The sequence below is a fragment of the Halorubrum halophilum genome (assembly GCF_000739595.1).
Taxonomy (GTDB): domain Archaea; phylum Halobacteriota; class Halobacteria; order Halobacteriales; family Haloferacaceae; genus Halorubrum; species Halorubrum halophilum.
The window spans coordinates 55693-71337 of record NZ_BBJP01000005.1; the positions used below are offsets into that span (position 1 = coordinate 55693).

At 69.8% G+C, this 15645-nt stretch carries 17 protein-coding genes and 1 pseudogene; 14 read left to right on the forward strand and 4 right to left on the reverse strand.

All coding sequences use genetic code 11. The annotated features are described in order from the left end of the window. Positions 1-65 precede the first annotated feature (65 nt). The 3 genes from ACP96_RS01575 (at position 66) to ACP96_RS18360 (ending at position 2197) form a co-directional block, all read left to right on the forward strand. A complete protein-coding gene (locus ACP96_RS01575) occupies positions 66-1139 on the forward strand; it encodes an ABC transporter ATP-binding protein (RefSeq protein WP_050027126.1) in 1074 nt (357 codons plus the stop codon). Further along, positions 1136-1891, forward strand: coding sequence for an ABC transporter permease (locus ACP96_RS01580; protein WP_050027128.1), 756 nt, complete (start codon positions 1136-1138; stop codon positions 1889-1891). Before ACP96_RS01575 ends, ACP96_RS01580 begins: the two co-directional genes overlap by 4 nt. Positions 1892-2059: 168 nt before the next feature. After that, on the forward strand, positions 2060-2197 hold the full coding sequence (locus tag ACP96_RS18360; RefSeq protein ID WP_152663391.1) for a DUF7560 family zinc ribbon protein: 138 nt from the start codon (positions 2060-2062) through the stop codon (positions 2195-2197). Between the two features lie 480 nt (positions 2198-2677). On the opposite strand, the gene ilvA is transcribed toward ACP96_RS18360, so the two are convergent. Beyond that, the gene (ilvA, locus tag ACP96_RS01585; protein WP_050027168.1) at positions 2678-3889 is read right to left on the reverse strand and encodes a threonine ammonia-lyase; all 1212 of its coding nucleotides are present in this window, start codon (positions 3887-3889) and stop codon (positions 2678-2680) included. 237 nt (positions 3890-4126) lie between these two features. Further along, the gene (locus ACP96_RS01590) at positions 4127-4537 is read right to left on the reverse strand and encodes a gamma-glutamylcyclotransferase family protein (RefSeq protein WP_050031863.1); all 411 of its coding nucleotides are present in this window, start codon (positions 4535-4537) and stop codon (positions 4127-4129) included. A gap of 103 nt (positions 4538-4640) precedes the next feature. On the opposite strand from ACP96_RS01590, the gene ACP96_RS01595 reads away from it, so the two are divergent. The 8 genes from ACP96_RS01595 to ACP96_RS01630 all read left to right on the forward strand — a co-directional run bounded on the left by ACP96_RS01595 (position 4641) and on the right by ACP96_RS01630 (position 11681). After that, positions 4641-5387 (forward strand): hypothetical protein, encoded by a 747-nt coding sequence (locus tag ACP96_RS01595; RefSeq protein WP_050031865.1) that lies wholly within the window; start codon positions 4641-4643, stop codon positions 5385-5387. Further along, entirely contained in the window at positions 5354-5779 is a 426-nt protein-coding gene (locus ACP96_RS01600; RefSeq protein WP_050031867.1) for a sensor histidine kinase, read from the forward strand. The genes ACP96_RS01595 and ACP96_RS01600 overlap by 34 nt, the downstream gene beginning before the upstream one ends. A 115-nt stretch (positions 5780-5894) precedes the next feature. Then, positions 5895-7361 carry an MATE family efflux transporter gene (locus ACP96_RS01605; protein WP_050026302.1) on the forward strand — a complete coding sequence of 489 codons (1467 nt, stop codon included), beginning with the start codon at positions 5895-5897 and terminating at the stop codon, positions 7359-7361. 50 nt (positions 7362-7411) lie between these two features. Then, positions 7412-8920, forward strand: a complete 1509-nt coding sequence (locus ACP96_RS01610; protein ID WP_050031868.1) for a stage II sporulation protein M — start codon at positions 7412-7414, stop codon at positions 8918-8920. A gap of 93 nt (positions 8921-9013) precedes the next feature. Further along, entirely contained in the window at positions 9014-9514 is a 501-nt protein-coding gene (locus ACP96_RS01615; RefSeq protein WP_050031869.1) for an Hsp20/alpha crystallin family protein, read from the forward strand. A 117-nt stretch (positions 9515-9631) separates the two neighbouring features. Beyond that, positions 9632-10060, forward strand: coding sequence for an Hsp20/alpha crystallin family protein (locus tag ACP96_RS01620; RefSeq protein WP_050031912.1), 429 nt, complete (start codon positions 9632-9634; stop codon positions 10058-10060). Between the two features lie 85 nt (positions 10061-10145). Continuing rightward, the gene (locus ACP96_RS01625; RefSeq protein WP_050031870.1) at positions 10146-10778 is read left to right on the forward strand and encodes a protein-L-isoaspartate(D-aspartate) O-methyltransferase; all 633 of its coding nucleotides are present in this window, start codon (positions 10146-10148) and stop codon (positions 10776-10778) included. A gap of 87 nt (positions 10779-10865) precedes the next feature. Continuing rightward, complete coding sequence (locus ACP96_RS01630; protein ID WP_050031871.1) at positions 10866-11681, forward strand: protein-L-isoaspartate O-methyltransferase family protein; 816 nt, start codon at positions 10866-10868, stop codon at positions 11679-11681. Positions 11682-11687: 6 nt separating this feature from the next. Here the strand turns inward: ACP96_RS01630 and ACP96_RS19080 are convergent. Then, a pseudogene (locus ACP96_RS19080) lies at positions 11688-12970 on the reverse strand (RNA-guided endonuclease InsQ/TnpB family protein). A 189-nt stretch (positions 12971-13159) separates the two neighbouring features. Beyond that, positions 13160-13636 carry a DUF7382 domain-containing protein gene (locus ACP96_RS01640; RefSeq protein ID WP_050026292.1) on the reverse strand — a complete coding sequence of 159 codons (477 nt, stop codon included), beginning with the start codon at positions 13634-13636 and terminating at the stop codon, positions 13160-13162. A 96-nt stretch (positions 13637-13732) separates the two neighbouring features. Between ACP96_RS01640 and ACP96_RS01645 the strand changes: the two genes are divergently transcribed. The 3 genes from ACP96_RS01645 to ACP96_RS01655 are packed head-to-tail and all read left to right on the forward strand — an operon-like array spanning position 13733 to position 15607. Then, positions 13733-14887, forward strand: coding sequence for an ATP-binding protein (locus ACP96_RS01645; RefSeq protein WP_050031873.1), 1155 nt, complete (start codon positions 13733-13735; stop codon positions 14885-14887). Between the two features lie 19 nt (positions 14888-14906). Further along, positions 14907-15254 carry a fluoride efflux transporter FluC gene (locus ACP96_RS01650; protein WP_050031874.1) on the forward strand — a complete coding sequence of 116 codons (348 nt, stop codon included), beginning with the start codon at positions 14907-14909 and terminating at the stop codon, positions 15252-15254. Then, positions 15251-15607 carry a fluoride efflux transporter FluC gene (locus ACP96_RS01655; protein WP_050026290.1) on the forward strand — a complete coding sequence of 119 codons (357 nt, stop codon included), beginning with the start codon at positions 15251-15253 and terminating at the stop codon, positions 15605-15607. Before ACP96_RS01650 ends, ACP96_RS01655 begins: the two co-directional genes overlap by 4 nt. The last annotated feature ends 38 nt before the right edge of the window (positions 15608-15645 follow it).

A 15645-nucleotide genomic window follows, 5' to 3' on the forward strand; every position in this document is an offset into this window, starting at 1 on the left:
TCCCCTCGACTTCCCGCCCGCCCGGAAGAGCAACCCTTACGCGCGCGGCACCCCGACCGAGTAGCATGAACGAGACTGCGGCCGCGTCGGCGTCCGCGGCCGAGGACGGAGAGACGGATCGCGGCACGACCGACGCCGCGGGTGTCGACGCCGCCACCGACTCCTCTCCGGTCGTCGTCGGCGAGGGCGTCCGCAAGTCGTACGGCGAGGTCGCCGCGCTCGACGGCGTCGACGTCCGGGTCGAACCCGGCGAGGTGTTCGGGCTCATCGGTCCCAACGGCGCGGGGAAGACGACGCTGGTCCGCGCGCTGACGGGGACGACCGAGGCCGAGGGCAAACTTCGGGTGTTCGGGGCCTCGCCGCGCGAGGTCGACCCGCAGCGGATCGGGCTGCTCCCGCAGTCGTTCGATCCGCCGGAGCGGCTCACAGCGTCCGAACTGGTCGACTACTACGGCGGGCTGTACGACGCGGCCCGCGACACCGAGCCCGTCCTCCGGGACGTGGGGATGGCCGACGACGCCGACGCATGGTACGAGACGCTCTCGGGCGGGCAGCAGCGTCGGACCTGCGTCGCCACCGCCATCGTCAACGACCCCGACCTCCTCTTCCTCGACGAGCCGACCACGGGGATCGACCCGGCCGGCCGGCGGTCGATCCACCGGCTGATCGAGCGGCTCGCGGGCGACGGGACCACCGTCTTCCTCACGAGCCACGCGATGGACGAGGTCGAGCGACTGGCCGACCGCGTCGCGCTCCTCCGTGACGGCGCGGTCGTCGCGGTCGGCGCCCCTGACGAACTCATCGCCGAACACGGCGGCGAGCCGAGCCTGGAAGTCGCGCTCGACGGCCCCGCCGACGAGGCGGACGCCGAGTCGGTCCGAGATGCGCTTTCGGACGGGGCTGCGGGTGCGTCCTCGCCTGCAGTCGAGTCCACCCGCGAGGGCCTCCGGATCGGGGGCGTCCGACCCGAGGAGATCGGCGACGCGGTCGACGCGCTGGAGGCTGCCGGGGTCGCCTTCGAGTCGCTCGCGTGGTCCGAACCCTCGCTGGAGGACGTGTACCTCCGGCTCACGGGCGAGGAGTACTCGCCGCGGTCCGGTGAGTTCGGTGAGACCGCACCTGACGGGGGGGACCGATGACCCGCGTCGGGCGGATCGCGACCGAGGCGAGCGCGGCGTCGCGGTCGTTCCTCCGCCGACGGACGGCGGTGTTCTTCACCTTCTTCTTCCCAGTCATCCTCGTGCTGATCTTCGGCGCGCTGGTCCAGACGCAGCCGACCGGGGGCGGGCTGTTCGCGGAGCCCGCCGGCTACTACGTCCCCGGCTATCTCGCTGTCGTCGTCCTCTTTACGCCGCTGTCGCGCGTCGGCTCCGAGATCGCTCGCCACCGCGACGGCGGCCGGTTCGAGAAGCTGGCGACGACGCCGCTCTCGCGCGCCGAGTGGCTGCTCGCGCACACGCTGGTCAACGTCGCGATCATCGGCGCGGCGAGCCTGCTCATCCTCGCGCTCGTGGTGGTCGTGACCGACGCGAAGCCGGTCGTCTCGCCAGCCTTGGCGGCGCTCCCCGTCTTCGTCGCCGTCGCCGTCGCGCTCTTCTGCGGGCTCGGCGCGCTGCTCGGCGCGCTCGCGGACTCGCAGGACGGCGTGATCGCCGCGAGCAACACGGTCGCGCTCCCACTGCTCTTCCTCTCCGAGACGTTCGTCTCGCCCGGCTTGCTGCCGGAGTGGTTCCTGCCGGCGGTCGCGGCTTCGCCGCTGACCTACTTCGCGCGCGGGACGCGAGCGATCGTCTACGAGCCGGGGCCGTGGGTCGGCGATCTGGCGGTGCTCTCGGTCCTCGCCGCCGTGTTCCTCGCGCTGGGGGCGTACGCGGTTCCGCGGACGGACTGAGTGGTCGGGTGGTAGAGGGACGAGAGTAGAGGGACGAGAGCGGAGTGGCGCGCGGTCGTCGGGACGCGGACGCCGGGATATTCCGGGGTTTAGACGCGGATTCCCGGCCCCCGAAACGGAAGCCGGTCATTTATATCGCCCGACGCCATCTCCGTCAACGAGAGAAGCGTGCCCACCGTTCAATTCACCTGCTCGGACTGCACGCAGACGATCGAGGTCAACGACGAGATGCGGGAGACGATCCTCGACACCGGCTGTCCGGTCTGTACGACCCCGGCCAGCGAAGACGACTTCGACGACGAGTAGCGGCTTTACCGTCGATATGCGGGTGAGCCTGTACTCGATCATTTATAAGCGATCGACGATTCTGCGGTGACCGCCTCCAAAGCTCTAGCCGCTTGCTTATAAACAGCTGCTGGCAGATCGGCGGTGAACACTTCCAAAGCCCCAGCCGGTGAGGCGGGCGCACGCTCGCTGCGCGCTTCGGTCGCTCGCGCTGCTCGCTCCCTGCAGTGCTTACGTCACCTGCGCCCGCCTCGCCGGCTGCCCCTTTGAGTCCCACCCCGCACGGCACCGCCCCGCACCTCACGCCTCCCCAGCCTCGTCGGTCGTCCTCCGCGTTGCTCCGGACGACCGACTCCAGCGAGAGACCTTCGGTCTCTCTCTACTCGCGCCCTTATCAGGGCGCTCGGAGGCGCGCAGGGCGAGAGCGAAGCTCTCGCTTGCAGCCGGCGCGTAGCGCCGGCGACGCCGACCGCACATCTGCTTATAAGTGTTCGTCTGCGATCACGAGAGAATCTCGACCTCGTACCCGTCGGCTTCGAGCGCGTCGACGATGTCGGCGGCGTGCTCGGCGTCGTCGGTCTCCAGTTCGAGTTCGAGTTCGGCGGCGTTGACGGCAACGTCCCGCGAGGTGCGGTCGTGGTGGACTGCATACACGTTCGCGCCGGTGCGGGCGACGATGCTGGAGACGCGCTCCAGTTCGCCGGGTCGGTCCTTCAGGTCGATCGTGATCTTGAGGTATCGGCCCATCTGGACCAGTCCCCGCCGGATCACGGTGCCGAGGCGGTTGAGGTCGATGTTGCCGCCGCAGAGCGCGGCGACGATCGTCTCGTCCTCGTCGTACTCGAACGCCTCCGAGAGGACGGCCGCGAGCGCGACCGCGCCGGCCCCCTCGACGAGCGTCTTCGAGCGCTCTAAGAGGAGCGTGAGCGCGAGGGCTATCTCGCGGTCGTCGACCGTGACGACCTCGTCGACGTACTCGGCCATTACCTCAAAGGTCTGCTCGCCGACAGATCGGGTGGCGATCCCGTCGGCGATCGTGTCGACGCTGTCGATCTCGCGGACCGCTCCGGCCTCCAGCGACTTCGCGGCCGAGGCCGCGCCCTCGGCCTGCACGCCGACGACCCGCACGTCCGGGAGCTGTTCTTTGATCGCGACCGCGACCCCCGAGATGAGCCCGCCGCCGCCGATCGGGACGACGACCGTGTCGAGGTCGGGGCAGTCGTCGACGATCTCGAGGCCGAGTGTCCCCTGCCCAGCCATCACCACGGGGTCGTCGAACGCGTGGACATAGGTCCGGCCCTCCTCGCGTTCGAGCTCGTGGGCGTACGCCTGCGCTTCGTCGTAGTCGACGCCCTCCAGCCGGACACTGGCGCCGTACCCGCGCGTGGCCTTCACCTTCGAGACGGGCGCGAACTTCGGCATCACGACGGTGGCGTCGACGCCCGCGCGGTCGGCCGCGAGGGCGACGCCCTGCGCGTGGTTGCCCGCGCTCGCGGTGACCACGCCGGCCTCGCGCTCGCTCTCGGAGAGCGTGGCGATCCGGTTCATCGCGCCGCGGATCTTGAACGCGCCGGTGCGCTGGAAGTTCTCCAATTTGAGGTGCACGTCCGCGCCGCTCATCTCGGAGAAGGTCCGCGACCGCTCTAAGGGCGTGTGCCGGGCGGCGTCGCCGACGCGCTCGCGCGCCTCGCGAACGTCGGAGAGACTGATCATACGCTGGTGTCGCCGCGCCGGGAGCTAATTGGTTCCGGTCCGTTCCGTTTCGCCACCGAACAACGCGAACGAGACCGCGCCTCGATCGAGCCGCGGGCTCGTCGTCTGTGAAGGGGGGAATGCACGCGTGTGACGTGCAAGTAGAACGAAACGTGCCGAATACAAAAAGGTAGGGCTAGCGGAGTGAAAGTGAAAACGCACGACTGCGGCGCCGTCATCGCTCCGTCAGACGGGATCTCAGGGGGTCAGGCGTACTCGGACCTCTTCTCGTTCGAGGTAGCGATCGACTCGATCGGCGAACCCGAGACCGTCGCCGTCGTCCTCACCCGGCCACGCCGCGTCCGCGTCGAGTCGGTCGGGATCGCCGACGTACACCGCCGCCTTCTCCGGGTGCCCGTCTGGCGCGTCGAGGGGGATCGCTACCCGCAGATACAGTCCCGCTCCGACGCCCTCGTACTCGTCGAGGGCGTCCAGCTCCTCCGTGCGGAGGAGCCGTCCGGCGGTCTCACCGCCCGGTGCGAGCGTCGGGTACTGCCCCTCGACGAGGTGAAGTCCGAACAGCGTCGCCGGCCCGACGTACACGTACGAGCCGAGCACCTCGGCGACCCGCTCCGGCTCGGTCAACGTCCCGTACACGAAAACGTCCATACTGTGTGTGTGTGTGTCGTTCACATGTTTCAACGTTCGGGCGCCGGGTCGGGTACGGACCTCAACCCAAACGATTTTGGCCGTTCCGCCGGTGGCAACTGGCATGTGGCGACCCCGCGGCCACCGACTCGTCGCGGGAGTCGGGGTTTTCCTGCTATTCGCCGCGACGGTCCACCACGGGACCGAAATCGGCTCCGTCACCCGCTCGGCCGGGCCGCTGCTCGCGCTGGCGCTCGACGGCGGGATCGCCGTCGGCGTCGTCTACGCCGGGTCCCGGATCGCCGCGCTGGAGTTCGCACCCGCTGAAGAGTACCGTATCGCCCGGTGGACGGTCGCCGGCGCGCTCATCGCCATCGGCGCAATCGGTGCGACGCTCTTCGTTCGCGCGTTCGAGGGACGCCCGCTCGTCGAGCCCGCGTTCCCGCTTCTGGTCGCCGCGGGCGCCGGCGCGCTCGCCGGCACGGTCGCGGGCTACTACGCGGTCCGGAGCGCGGGCGAGGCGCGACGCGCGCGGGACGCGACCCGCGCCGTCGCCTTCGTGAACCACCTCCTCCGTCACGACCTCCGAAACGACCTCTCCGCGATCCGCGGGTACGCCGACCTCTTGGACGGGGAAACGGATTCCCACGGCCCGGCAGAGCGGCTCCCAGACGCCGACGCTGACTCCGGTTCCGACTCCGCGTCGTCGCCGTCGGCCGTCATCGCGCGGAAGGCGGACGAGGGCTCGACCGGGTCGAGGCGACGGGCGCGGTCGCGGACGCCCTCCTCGGGCGGGCGTCGCTCCGGCGTATCGACCTCGCCGAGACGACTGGGGACGTGCTGGCCGGGACCGCCGATCACCCCGGAGTGACCGTCGACGCCGACATCGCCGAGGCGGCTCCGGTCAGGGCCAACGAGGGGCTGCGATCGGCCGTCGACAACCTCGTCGAGAACGCGATCGAACACGCCGGCCCAGAGGTCACCGTCCGCGACGGCGACGAGCGAGTCACGCTGACGGTCGCTGACGACGGCCCCGGGATCCCGCCCGAGCGCCGCGACTCGCTTCTCGACGAAGGCGGCGTGACCGGGCTCGATCGCGGCGACGACGGTTCGGATGAGGGCGATACCGGGGACGGCGCGGTCGGCGGCCTCCAAATCGTCTCGACGCTCGTCGACCGCTACGGCGGCGACCTCGCGATCGGTGAGTCCGACCTCGGCGGGGCGCGGATCCAAGTCACACTCCCGCGGGCGGAGCCGAGATAGGGATCGTGAGCGGCCTCGGCGAGCGAGCGCTTCGCGGAGCGGCGAGCCGACTGCGTCCGGCGGGGGCCGCCGGCTCCGACACGTAAAAATCCCGGCCGCCCCTCCGCGGTGACACATGGACCTCCCGCGGCTGCGGCGCGTCTGGACGCGCGTCTTCTCGCTCGCGTGGCCGGTCATGGCGGAGCAGACGTTCCGCACCGCGATGCGGACGACCGACGTCCTCGTCACCGCGCTGTTCTCGCCGGCGGCCGTGGTCGCGATCGGGCTCGCCGACCTCTACGCCCGGTTTCCACTCCGGATCGGGCTCGGCCTCGGGGGCGGCGCGATCGCGCTCTCCTCCCAGGACACCGGCGCGGGCGCGACCGACACCCGCGACGAGGCGGTGACGCAGGCGGTCCTCGTCGGCGCACTCGCTGGGATCCCCTTCGCGCTCTTCGGGCTCCTCTTCGGCGAGTACGCGATCGACGTGTTCGGGCGGCTCGTCGGCGAGCAAACCTCGCCGGAGGTCGTCGCCCTCGGCTCGACGTACCTCGCGATCGTTTTCGCGACCGCCCCCGCGCGCCACGTCGCCCTGGTCGCCGCCCGCGCGCTCCAGGGGACCGGCGACACCCGCACCCCGATGTACGTCAACGTCGCCGCCAACTCCGTCAACATCGCGGGCTCGGTCGCTCTCGGGCTCGGCCTGTTCGGCCTCCCGCGGCTGGAGGTCGTCGGCGTCGGCCTCGCGACCGCCGGCGCCAACGTGCTCACGGCCGGGCTCCTCTGTCTCGCCATTCGGGGCCCTTGGACCGAGGCGTCGTTCGCGCGTCCCCGGGACCTCACGATCGCGAGCCAACTCCTCCGAGTGAGCACGCCCCGCGTGCTCGAAGGATTCGGCTCGGAGATCGCCGAGTTCCCCTTCAACGCGCTCTTGCTCGGCTTCGGCGAGGCGGTCAACGCCGGGTTCCAGATCGGGCGGCGGGTGTACCAGCAGGTGACCGGCCCGCTCTCGCGCGGGTATAACGTCGCCGCCTCGGTGCTCGTCGGCCAGTCGCTCGGCGCCGGCGACCCGGAGGAGGCTCGGTTCAACGGGTGGGCTGTCGCCGGGCTAGGCGTGTTCACGGTCGGGTCGATCGGGATCGCTCTAGTCGCGCTCGCGCCCCGACTCGTCCCGCTCTTCACCGACGACGGCCCCACGGTCGCGTACGCGGTCGACTTCGCCCGCGTCTACGGGCTCGCCGGCGCCGCCTTGGTCTGCTTCTCCGCGCTCTCCGGGGCGCTGCAGGGGGCGAGCGAGACCCGGATCCCGCTCGTCGCTCGCGTGTCCGGCATGTTCAGCCTCTTCCTCGGGGCGTCGTGGCTGCTCGGACGCACGGCCGGATTCGGTCCGCAGGGCGCGTACGTCGGCGTGTCCCTCGCGTACGCGTGGATGGCGCTCGTCGTCGCCGTCGGCTTCCGGTACTCTGGATGGGCCGACCGCGCCGCGGAGATGATGGCGGAACGGGGGATCGACGGCGCGAGCGACACGTCGCAGTCGAACGGTTCGTCGCCAGACGACGGTCCATCGACGGACGATCCGGCTCCCGACCGCGCATCGGAGTGACCGACCGAATCGCTCGGGCTTTTAAGTATGAGACGGTCGAATCGGTCCGCATGGACCTGTCAGCCGCGGTCTCCGCTACTGCGTCGACCCTCCGGCGGCGACCCGCCGACCTCCTCCCGTTTTATTTCCTCGGCACGGCGGTCCCCGTCGTCGCCCGGATGGGGCTCTTCGTCGCGCTCGCCGGAACGTACCTCCACTACGAGCTGACCGGTCGGCTCGACGACGCGCGCCAAGCGCTCGCCGAACTGGACCTGACGCCGCCCGACACGCAGGACCCCGAGGCGGTCCAGGCGTGGGTCGACAGCGCGGCGCCGGCGCTCGAACCGCTCGCGTCGCCGACCGCGATCCTCCTCGTGGCCGCCGGCACGGTCGTGACGCTCCTCTTGGCGCTCCTGACGTACGCCGCCGTCTCCGCCGGACAGATGTCCGCGGTCGCGGGTCGGGTCCGCGGCGGGCGCGGGCTCACGGCCGGAATCGCCGGCGTGCGAGGGCGCTGGCTCACGTTCCTCGGCCTCTACGTCGCCGAGTTCCTGCTGTGGGTGGGGATGTCGCTGCTCGCCGCGCTCGCAATCGGCGGCGCGTTCCTCGTCAGCCCCTTCCTCGGTGCCGTCGTCGCGCTGCTCGCGCTGCTCGTCGGGCTGATCGTCCTGCTCCTCGTCCGCGCGGTGTTCGCGTTCGCCCCGGCTGCGGTCGTCGTTGACGACGCGGGCGTGGTCGGCGCCGTCGAGGGAGCCGGCGGGTTCATCCGAGCGAACCCCGTCGACGCTCTCGCGTACCTCGTCGTCGCCGTCGGCGTGCTCGTGGCGGTCTCCTCGGCCGCATCTGCGCTCGCGTTTGTCGGGGGCGGAGCCGCCGTCGCGCTCGCCAGTGCGGTCGTCGCCGCTCCCGCCCTCGATCTGCTCAAAACAGTCTTGTACGGCGACCACCGCGGGGTAGTCGCGCCCGTCGAGCCGGTCGACACCCGGCTCCGCGACCAGTTCGTCGGGGGCGTCCGCCGCGGCTGGCGGGAGATGACCGGGTTCGTCCGGCGAACCCCCGGCCTGCACGCGGTCGCGATCCTCGTCGGCGTCGGATTCGGCGCGATCGGCTGGCTCGCCGTCGACCCCTTCGTCGGCGCGGTCACCACGTCCATCGAGTCGCGGCTGGTCGGCCACCTCCCGCCGACGGCCGCGCTCAACTTCTTCGGGAACAACTGGTCGGTCGCGATAGCGACCTCGTTCGGCGGCGTCGCGCTCGTGGTCCCCGCGCTCTCGTCGATCGCGTTCAACGGTCTCGCGCTCGGCGCCACCGCGGCGTTGGAGGAGAACCTCGCCGCGCTGCTCGCGTTCGTCGTTCCCCACGGGATCCTCGAAATCCCCGCGCTGTTCGTCTCCGGCGCGCTGGGGATCCACCTCGGGATCGTCTCGTGGCGGGCGTTCCGCGGCCGCCTGTCCCGAGAGGCGTTCGCCGACGCGCTGGAGAACGCCTTTTGGGCACTGATGGGCGTCGGCGTGTTACTCGCGGTCGCCGGCGTCATCGAGGGATTCGTCAGCCCCTACTACTGGCAGCCGTTTCTCTAGGCGACGACCGCTCCCGATCTGTCTCCGTCCGTTTTCCGCGCCTTCCACTCCCGCCCGTACGTTCAAGTCTCTCCGCCTCGAATCCTGACCTGTATGACGCGACGCGATCCATTCACCGAGATAGAGGACCTGATCGAACGGATGGGGCGGGAGTTCGAGGAGCTCGGCGGCACGCTCGACACGCCTGGGCCCGGCGTCCCCGGATACCCCGCCCGCCGCGACGTCGCCGTCGACCTGATCGAGGGCGACGAGGAGATCACCGTGCTCGCCGACCTCCCCGGCTTCGACGCCGACGAGATCGAGGTGGAACTCCACGACGACGCGCTCTCGATCGCCGCCACCCGCGAGGAGACGCGGGACGCGGAGGCGACCGTCGGCGAGAGCGATCCGGATGCTGATGATGCGGCGGGCGAAGGGGACGTTCGCTATCACCGGCGCGAGCGCCGCCGCCGCGCGGTGTCGCGCCGGATTCCGATCCCCGAGCCGGTCGAACGCGACGGCACGACCGCCTCGTACGACGACGGCGTACTCACCGTCACCCTTCCCAAGCGGTCGTCGCCGGACGACGCCGGTCATAGCATCGACGTGAACTGACCGGCCGGAGATCGGGTTCTCTCGTCGTCGTTTCGTACCTCTGGAGTCGGCTGCCACGGGCTATCAGCTATCCTGTTGTCTTTAATACCACAGATCACGTCCCTATGGGTGATCATCATGAACAGAACCAACCCCTTCGACGAGATCGAGCAGTTCCTCGGCCGCGCCTCCCTCGGCGGCGACCGCGCGTGGGGGCGTGACCTCCGGACCACCGATATCGACGTGGCCGAGTACGACGACGAGTTCGTCGTCGTGGCCGACCTCCCGGGATACGACCGCGAGGACATCGACGTACGGGCGACGGAGGGGCGGCTCACGATCACCGCCGAGCGCGACGCGGAGCGCGAGGACGGAGAGAGCGAGGACGCGGACCGACGGTATCTCCGACGCGAGCGGCGTCACGAGTCGACCACCCGGTCCGTCGACCTTCCGAGACCCGTCGTTGACGAGGCCGCGAGCGCGACGTACCGCCACGGCGTGCTCACGGTCACGCTCCCGAAGGCCGTCGAAGAGGCGGACGACGGCCACCCGATCGACGTGGCGTAGGGTCCGAGTCCGGTTTTTTTCACTCCCCCCGACGTTCTCCCTCCCCGCCGACACCTTCTCCACGCGCCCCGTGCTACACGAACACATGGCCGACGCCGACCACGAGACGGCGCGCCGCGAACTCGTCGCCGGGCTCCGTCGCCGGCTTGACGTCGACGACCGAACGCTCGCGGCGCTCGAGTCGGTGCCGCGCCACGCGTTCGTCCCAGAGCGCCTACAGTCCCGCGCCTACGCCGACCGGCCGCTCCCGATCGGCCACGATCAGACGATCAGCGCGCCGCACATGGTCGCGGTCATGACCGACCTGCTCGACGTGGAACCCGGCGACAGGGTGTTCGAGGTCGGCACGGGCTGCGGCTACCACGCCGCCGTCGTCGCCGAAGTCGCCGGTCCGGAGAACGTCTACAGTGTCGAGTACGTCCCGGAGCTGGCCGAGGCGGCCCGCGACCGGCTCCGGCGGCTCGGGTACGACGTGACTGTCCGCGCCGGCGACGGGCGGACGGCGTTCCCCGACGAAGCGCCCTTCGACGCCGCGTACCTGACCTGTGCGCCGACTGACGGGGTTCCCGATCCGATTGTCGACCGCGTGCGGACGGGCGGTCGGATCGTCGCGCCGGTCGGTCGCGCCGGCGCACAGCGGCTCGTTAGACTGACAGTCGGGGATGATGGCGTCGACCGCGAGAACCACGGGGGCGTCCGGTTCGTTCCGATGCAGTGAGGGACGGTGCGGTGTGGTGACTGTTGCGATGACGAGCAGTGCGACGCCGAGCGAGCGCTTTTAGAGGGCCGAGCACCGAGTCGGGCTATGGACGAGGCGTCGCTTCGGGCCGACATGATCGAGGGGCTCGAACACCAGATCGGCGAGACGCTGGACGAGCCCGTGCTGGCGGCGCTCCAGCGCGTCTCCCGGGACCCGTTCGTCGACGACGCTCCGACGACCGGGGGCGAGACCGGCCGGGGTAGCGGGGGCGGCGGGAACGGAGACCGGTCGCTCGAGCTCGCGACCGTCGTGCGGCTGATCTCCGCGCTCGACGTCGCCGAGGGCGACGAGGTGCTCGTCGTGGGTGCCGGCGTCGGCTATTCGGTCGCGCTGCTCGCCGAGATCGCGGGCGCGAAGCGCGTCCACGCAGTTGACATCGACCGCGAGGCAGTCGCGATCGCTCGCTCGAACCTCTCGACGGCCGGATACGACGCCGTCCTCGTCGACCGACGCGACGGGGCGAACGGGCTGCCCGAGTACGCTCCATACGACCGGATCCTCCTCGAAGCCGGCGTCGTTGAGCCGCCGCGCGCGCTCCGCGAGCAGCTCGCCGACGGGGGTCGGATCGTCTATCCCCGCGGGACAGCGGTCCAGACGCTCGCCGCGATCGAACCCTCTCCGGACGGAACCGCGTCCGACGGCGTCACCGCCGACGCGGCCGACGACGATGACGCACCGTCCGGGTTCCGGACCGTCGAGACGGCCGGTCCGGCGCGGCTCCAGCCGATGCTCGTCGACGGAGAGCAGCGCGGCGTCGAGCGAAACCGCACGCACCGTGAGGACGCCGAGCGCGCCGAGCAAGGGCACTTCGCGCGGCACGGCTGGGAGCAGGACTGGATCGACTGGGACGACCGGCTGTAAACTACCCTACTCGCTCACGGCGTTGCCGTTCGCTTTGTTGAGGATGGGGCTTTCGCGTGGACTCCCGTTCTGGCCATCGCTGGCAGGTTCGTAATCACCATTCACGTTCAATGTCCCGCGATTCAAGCGCACGTTTACGGGTGCGCCTCCGCTCGACGACGTTTGCGCCGAGCGGAGATGCTTCAGGCCGATGTTCTTCGCCGCGTTGTAGTCTGCATGGGGAGAGTATTCGCACTTGAGACACTCAAACTCGTCCTGTCTGTTCGAAGCGGGGCGGTTGTCCTCGTGAGTGAACCCGCACTTGGAACACCGCTGGCTCGTGTACGCAGGACTTACTTGTTCGACCGAGATCCCGACGATTTCGGCTTTGTAGTCGACGTACTCGAACAGCCGTCGGAACGCCCATGCGTGGAACTTCTTGGCGTTCGGCATCCGCTCACGAATACCGGTCAGGTTCTCGAACGCGATCACGTCACAGTCGTATTCGACGGCTTCTGCGACGAGTTCTTTCGAGACGGTGTGTAAGAAGTGGTCGTAGCGCCCCGTCTCGGTACGTCCGACTGACTGGATGGTTTCGTGGGCGGCCCGCGTCCCACCTGTTGGAGCGAGCCGCGCCGCTTCTCGAACTCGCGGTGCCAATGGTTCAGCTCTGCGCCGTTCCAGAATGTCCCTGTCGAGGTGACGGCGACGTGTTCGATGCCGAGGTCAACGCCGAGGACTGTGCTGTGCTCAGCGGTGCCATCGTCGGCAGTCTCGGACTCCATGTCCGCCTTTGTGCGGACGTGAAGGTAGAACTCGCCGTCGCGGTAGTGGAGTTCTGCACCCGTCACTTCGTAATCGTCGTTGAACAGATACTCCGAGTGGGGCGTCTCGCGGTCCTCGTCGGGGAGAACGTACCTTGCGGTGATACGTCCCTCAACGGTCGAGAGCGTCGCGTGGTCGTCGTTGAACGTGGCACAGCGTTTGTCGTAGACGAGCGTGGGAGCGGAGAAGCGCGGCTTCCCCGCGTAGTCGCCCTGTTTCCAGCGCGCGACGACGCTCTGGACAGCGTCGGCAGCCTTGTTGCGGGCGTTCTGGACGAGATTCGCTTGGAGCCGTGTCTCGGCTCGCACGTCGTCGTAGGTCTCGCGTTGGAGTTGGGCTTTGCTCGTGGTCTTGTACTCGTCTTGCCACGCGTGATCGACGACGTAGTTGGCGGCCCACAGGAACTCGGAGATGGTCTCGTGGAGGAGGTCGGCGTCGCTGTCGGCCACGTCGAGTTTGACGGGGACCGTGCGACGTACCTCCATCCGTATTTCAGATGTTCCTCTTACTTTTTATATTAGTAACGATTCGGTGGGAGCCAGTAAGCCATTGACCGAGGAGCGTGCCATCGCAGGTTGAGTTTCTTCCCGATCTACTCGCTCCCTTCGGTCGCTCCTTGAGGTCGGGGGCTCCATCTTGAATTGTGCTGATCACTCCGCGACCACCAGCACTGATCACTCCGCGACGACCAGCACCTCCGTGTTCCCGCGCTCGTCGACGTAGTCCCCTTCCGCCGGCGGTTTCACCTCGACGGTGAGAGTCCCGTCCGGTTGATTCGGCCCGAGTTTCGGATCGACATCGATCGTTGCGGTCCCGTCTGAATCGGTTGTTCCGGTAGCCACGCCGTCGATCTGTGCCGATCCGCTCCGTACGATCACCGTCGCGTCCGCGACGCGAGAGCCGTCGGGGTCGACGACGGCGACGTCGAGCGACTGCTCGCCCGGCGTCGTCACCTCCGGCTGCGGCTGCGCGTCGAGTTCCGTCGCGGCCAGCCCGTCGATGTCGCCGATCATCCCCATCATCACGCTGAGGCTCGCGACGCCGACGACGAGGGCGATGACCAGCCTGACTGGCAGCCCCTCGATCGCCCGACGATCCGAGCGAAACGATCGGTCGTTCGCTGTGCGTCCGTCCCGTTTCGAGTGCGGCATACCGCCGGTGGCCGCGGTATCACTGATAAACGGCCGGATGGATCGATGGGCCGTCTCGCCCCGACCCTTTTGTGCGATACCGCGGCTACCGCGCCTATGCACGTGCTCGGACGCGACTCCGACTCGGACGCTGGGGTCGCCCCTGATGGGACTGTCCCTGCCGACACGAGCGGCGAGACTGACACCGAACGGCCCCCGACCGTCCGGCTCGGGTCGTTCCTCGCGCGCGACGGCAGCGCCGGGGCACCGGTCGACGTGGACGCGGACGGCCCGCACGCCGGCGTCGTCTTCGGCAAGCGGGGAACCGGGAAGTCGTACACGCTCGGTGTCCTCGCGGAAGGGCTCGCCGCGTCGCGCGGCGTCGCGCCGGTCGTGATCGATCCGATGGGCGTCTTCGGGGGGCTCCGGGCGGCCGGCGGACGGGTGGTCGAGCCGCGGATCCCCCCGGTAGCGATTCCTCCGCAGACATGGCCGGACCTGCTCGGACTCGATCCGGCGAGCGGGCCGGGGAGCCTGCTGTGGCGCGTCGTCGCTGACGCTCTCGACGCCCCCGACGGGGGCGGCTCGGAGGGGTCAAGCGGGTCGCCATCGCTCGCGGCGTTCCGCGATCGGGTCCAAGGCGCGGACGCGCCCGCGGCGGACCGCCGAGCGGCCGCGAACCACCTGCGTCTCGCCGAATCGTGGGGCGTGTTCGACGCGGACGCTTCACCCGTCACCCAGCTCGTCGGCGACGGGGTCCCGACGATGCTCGATCTCGCCGGAACTCCCGAGGCCGCCGCGGCCGCGGTCGTCAGGGCGGTCGCTCGCGGGCTCTACGACGCCCGGATCGGCGGCGATCTCGATCGACTCCCGTGGCTGCTCATTGACGAGGCGCACGCCTTCTTCGGCGGCGTCGCCGACCCCGCGCTCCGGACGCTGTTGACGCGCGGACGCGCGCCCGGCGTCTCGCTCGTCTGCGCGACGCAGCGCCCCGGCGCGCTGCCGAGTGTCGCCGTCTCGCAGTCGGACCTGATCGTCGCCCATCGGCTCACCGCCGAGCGCGACCTCGATCGGCTCGCCGAGGCGGAAGCGACCTACCTCGCCGGCGACCTCGCCTCGCGACTCCCGACCGGGACCGGCGAGGCGCTCGTCGTCGACGACGCGACGGAGACGGCCCATACTGTTCGGATCCGAGAGCGCAGGACCCCGCACGGTGGCGGGAGTCCCCGCGCCAGTAGAACCGCCGCCGCGGAGTCCGAAGACCCAATATAAGCGCCGATAACACCCCGGTATGGAACGGACGCCGCTGGGGTTCCTCCTCGTCGCGCTCGGTGGGTTCATCGGCGCCGTGGCCAGACACGGAATCGACCTCGTCGTCGTCGACGCGATCGGGGCCGGAACGCTCCTTGCGAACATTCTCGGCTCGTTCGCACTCGGGCTGCTGCTCACGCGTGCCGCGCGCCGTCGGACGCGCCTGTTCGTCGGAACCGGCGCGCTCTCCTCGTTCACCACCTACAGCACTTTCGTCGGCGACGCCGTGGCGCTCGGCACTACGGTCGGCGCCGTCTACGTCGCCGCGAGCTACGTCGCTGGGTTCACGGCCGCGGCGGCCGGCCTGTTCGTCGGGAGGCGAGTGTGAGCGATCCCTTGTTTGCGTCCATCCTCGTCGGTCTCGGTGGCTCGGTCGGCGCCGTGGGTCGACACGCGGTTGGCCTCCGTATCCAGGATCGCCGGTCTGTCGTGGTCGTCAACGCGCTCGGGAGCCTTGCGCTCGGTGCCCTCCTCGCTGCACCGATCGGCTCGGAGGCAACCCTCTTTGCCGCCGTCGGGTTCTGCGGCGCCTTCACGACGTTCTCCTCATTCGCCGTCGAGACGGTCTCCACCGCGGCCGACGGCGAGGGGCGAACTGCCGCCAGATTTGCGGCCGCGAACCTAGCGGCCGCGCTGCTCGCGTTCCTTGTCGGCGCGGCGCTCGGAGGCGGAGTTGCCTGATCACAGCACAGGGAACGACAGGTACAGGCGGGTTCGGA

What these genes read in the sequence shown, in the direction of transcription:
- ACP96_RS01650 (WP_050031874.1), top strand. Translation starts at nt 14,907, where the DNA reads ATGGAACGGACGCCGCTGGGGTTCCTCCTCGTCGCGCTCGGTGGGTTC.
- ACP96_RS01595 (WP_050031865.1), top strand. Translation starts at nt 4,641, where the DNA reads ATGTGGCGACCCCGCGGCCACCGACTCGTCGCGGGAGTCGGGGTTTTC.
- ACP96_RS01620 (WP_050031912.1), top strand. Translation starts at nt 9,632, where the DNA reads ATGAACAGAACCAACCCCTTCGACGAGATCGAGCAGTTCCTCGGCCGC.
- ACP96_RS01630 (WP_050031871.1), top strand. Translation starts at nt 10,866, where the DNA reads ATGGACGAGGCGTCGCTTCGGGCCGACATGATCGAGGGGCTCGAACAC.
- ACP96_RS01590 (WP_050031863.1), bottom strand. Translation starts at nt 4,537, where the DNA reads ATGGACGTTTTCGTGTACGGGACGTTGACCGAGCCGGAGCGGGTCGCC.
- ACP96_RS01645 (WP_050031873.1), top strand. Translation starts at nt 13,733, where the DNA reads ATGCACGTGCTCGGACGCGACTCCGACTCGGACGCTGGGGTCGCCCCT.
- ACP96_RS01610 (WP_050031868.1), top strand. Translation starts at nt 7,412, where the DNA reads ATGGACCTGTCAGCCGCGGTCTCCGCTACTGCGTCGACCCTCCGGCGG.
- ACP96_RS01625 (WP_050031870.1), top strand. Translation starts at nt 10,146, where the DNA reads ATGGCCGACGCCGACCACGAGACGGCGCGCCGCGAACTCGTCGCCGGG.
- ACP96_RS01640 (WP_050026292.1), bottom strand. Translation starts at nt 13,636, where the DNA reads ATGCCGCACTCGAAACGGGACGGACGCACAGCGAACGACCGATCGTTT.
- ACP96_RS01580 (WP_050027128.1), top strand. Translation starts at nt 1,136, where the DNA reads ATGACCCGCGTCGGGCGGATCGCGACCGAGGCGAGCGCGGCGTCGCGG.
- ACP96_RS01575 (WP_050027126.1), top strand. Translation starts at nt 66, where the DNA reads ATGAACGAGACTGCGGCCGCGTCGGCGTCCGCGGCCGAGGACGGAGAG.
- ilvA (WP_050027168.1), bottom strand. Translation starts at nt 3,889, where the DNA reads ATGATCAGTCTCTCCGACGTTCGCGAGGCGCGCGAGCGCGTCGGCGAC.
- ACP96_RS01605 (WP_050026302.1), top strand. Translation starts at nt 5,895, where the DNA reads ATGGACCTCCCGCGGCTGCGGCGCGTCTGGACGCGCGTCTTCTCGCTC.
- ACP96_RS01615 (WP_050031869.1), top strand. Translation starts at nt 9,014, where the DNA reads ATGACGCGACGCGATCCATTCACCGAGATAGAGGACCTGATCGAACGG.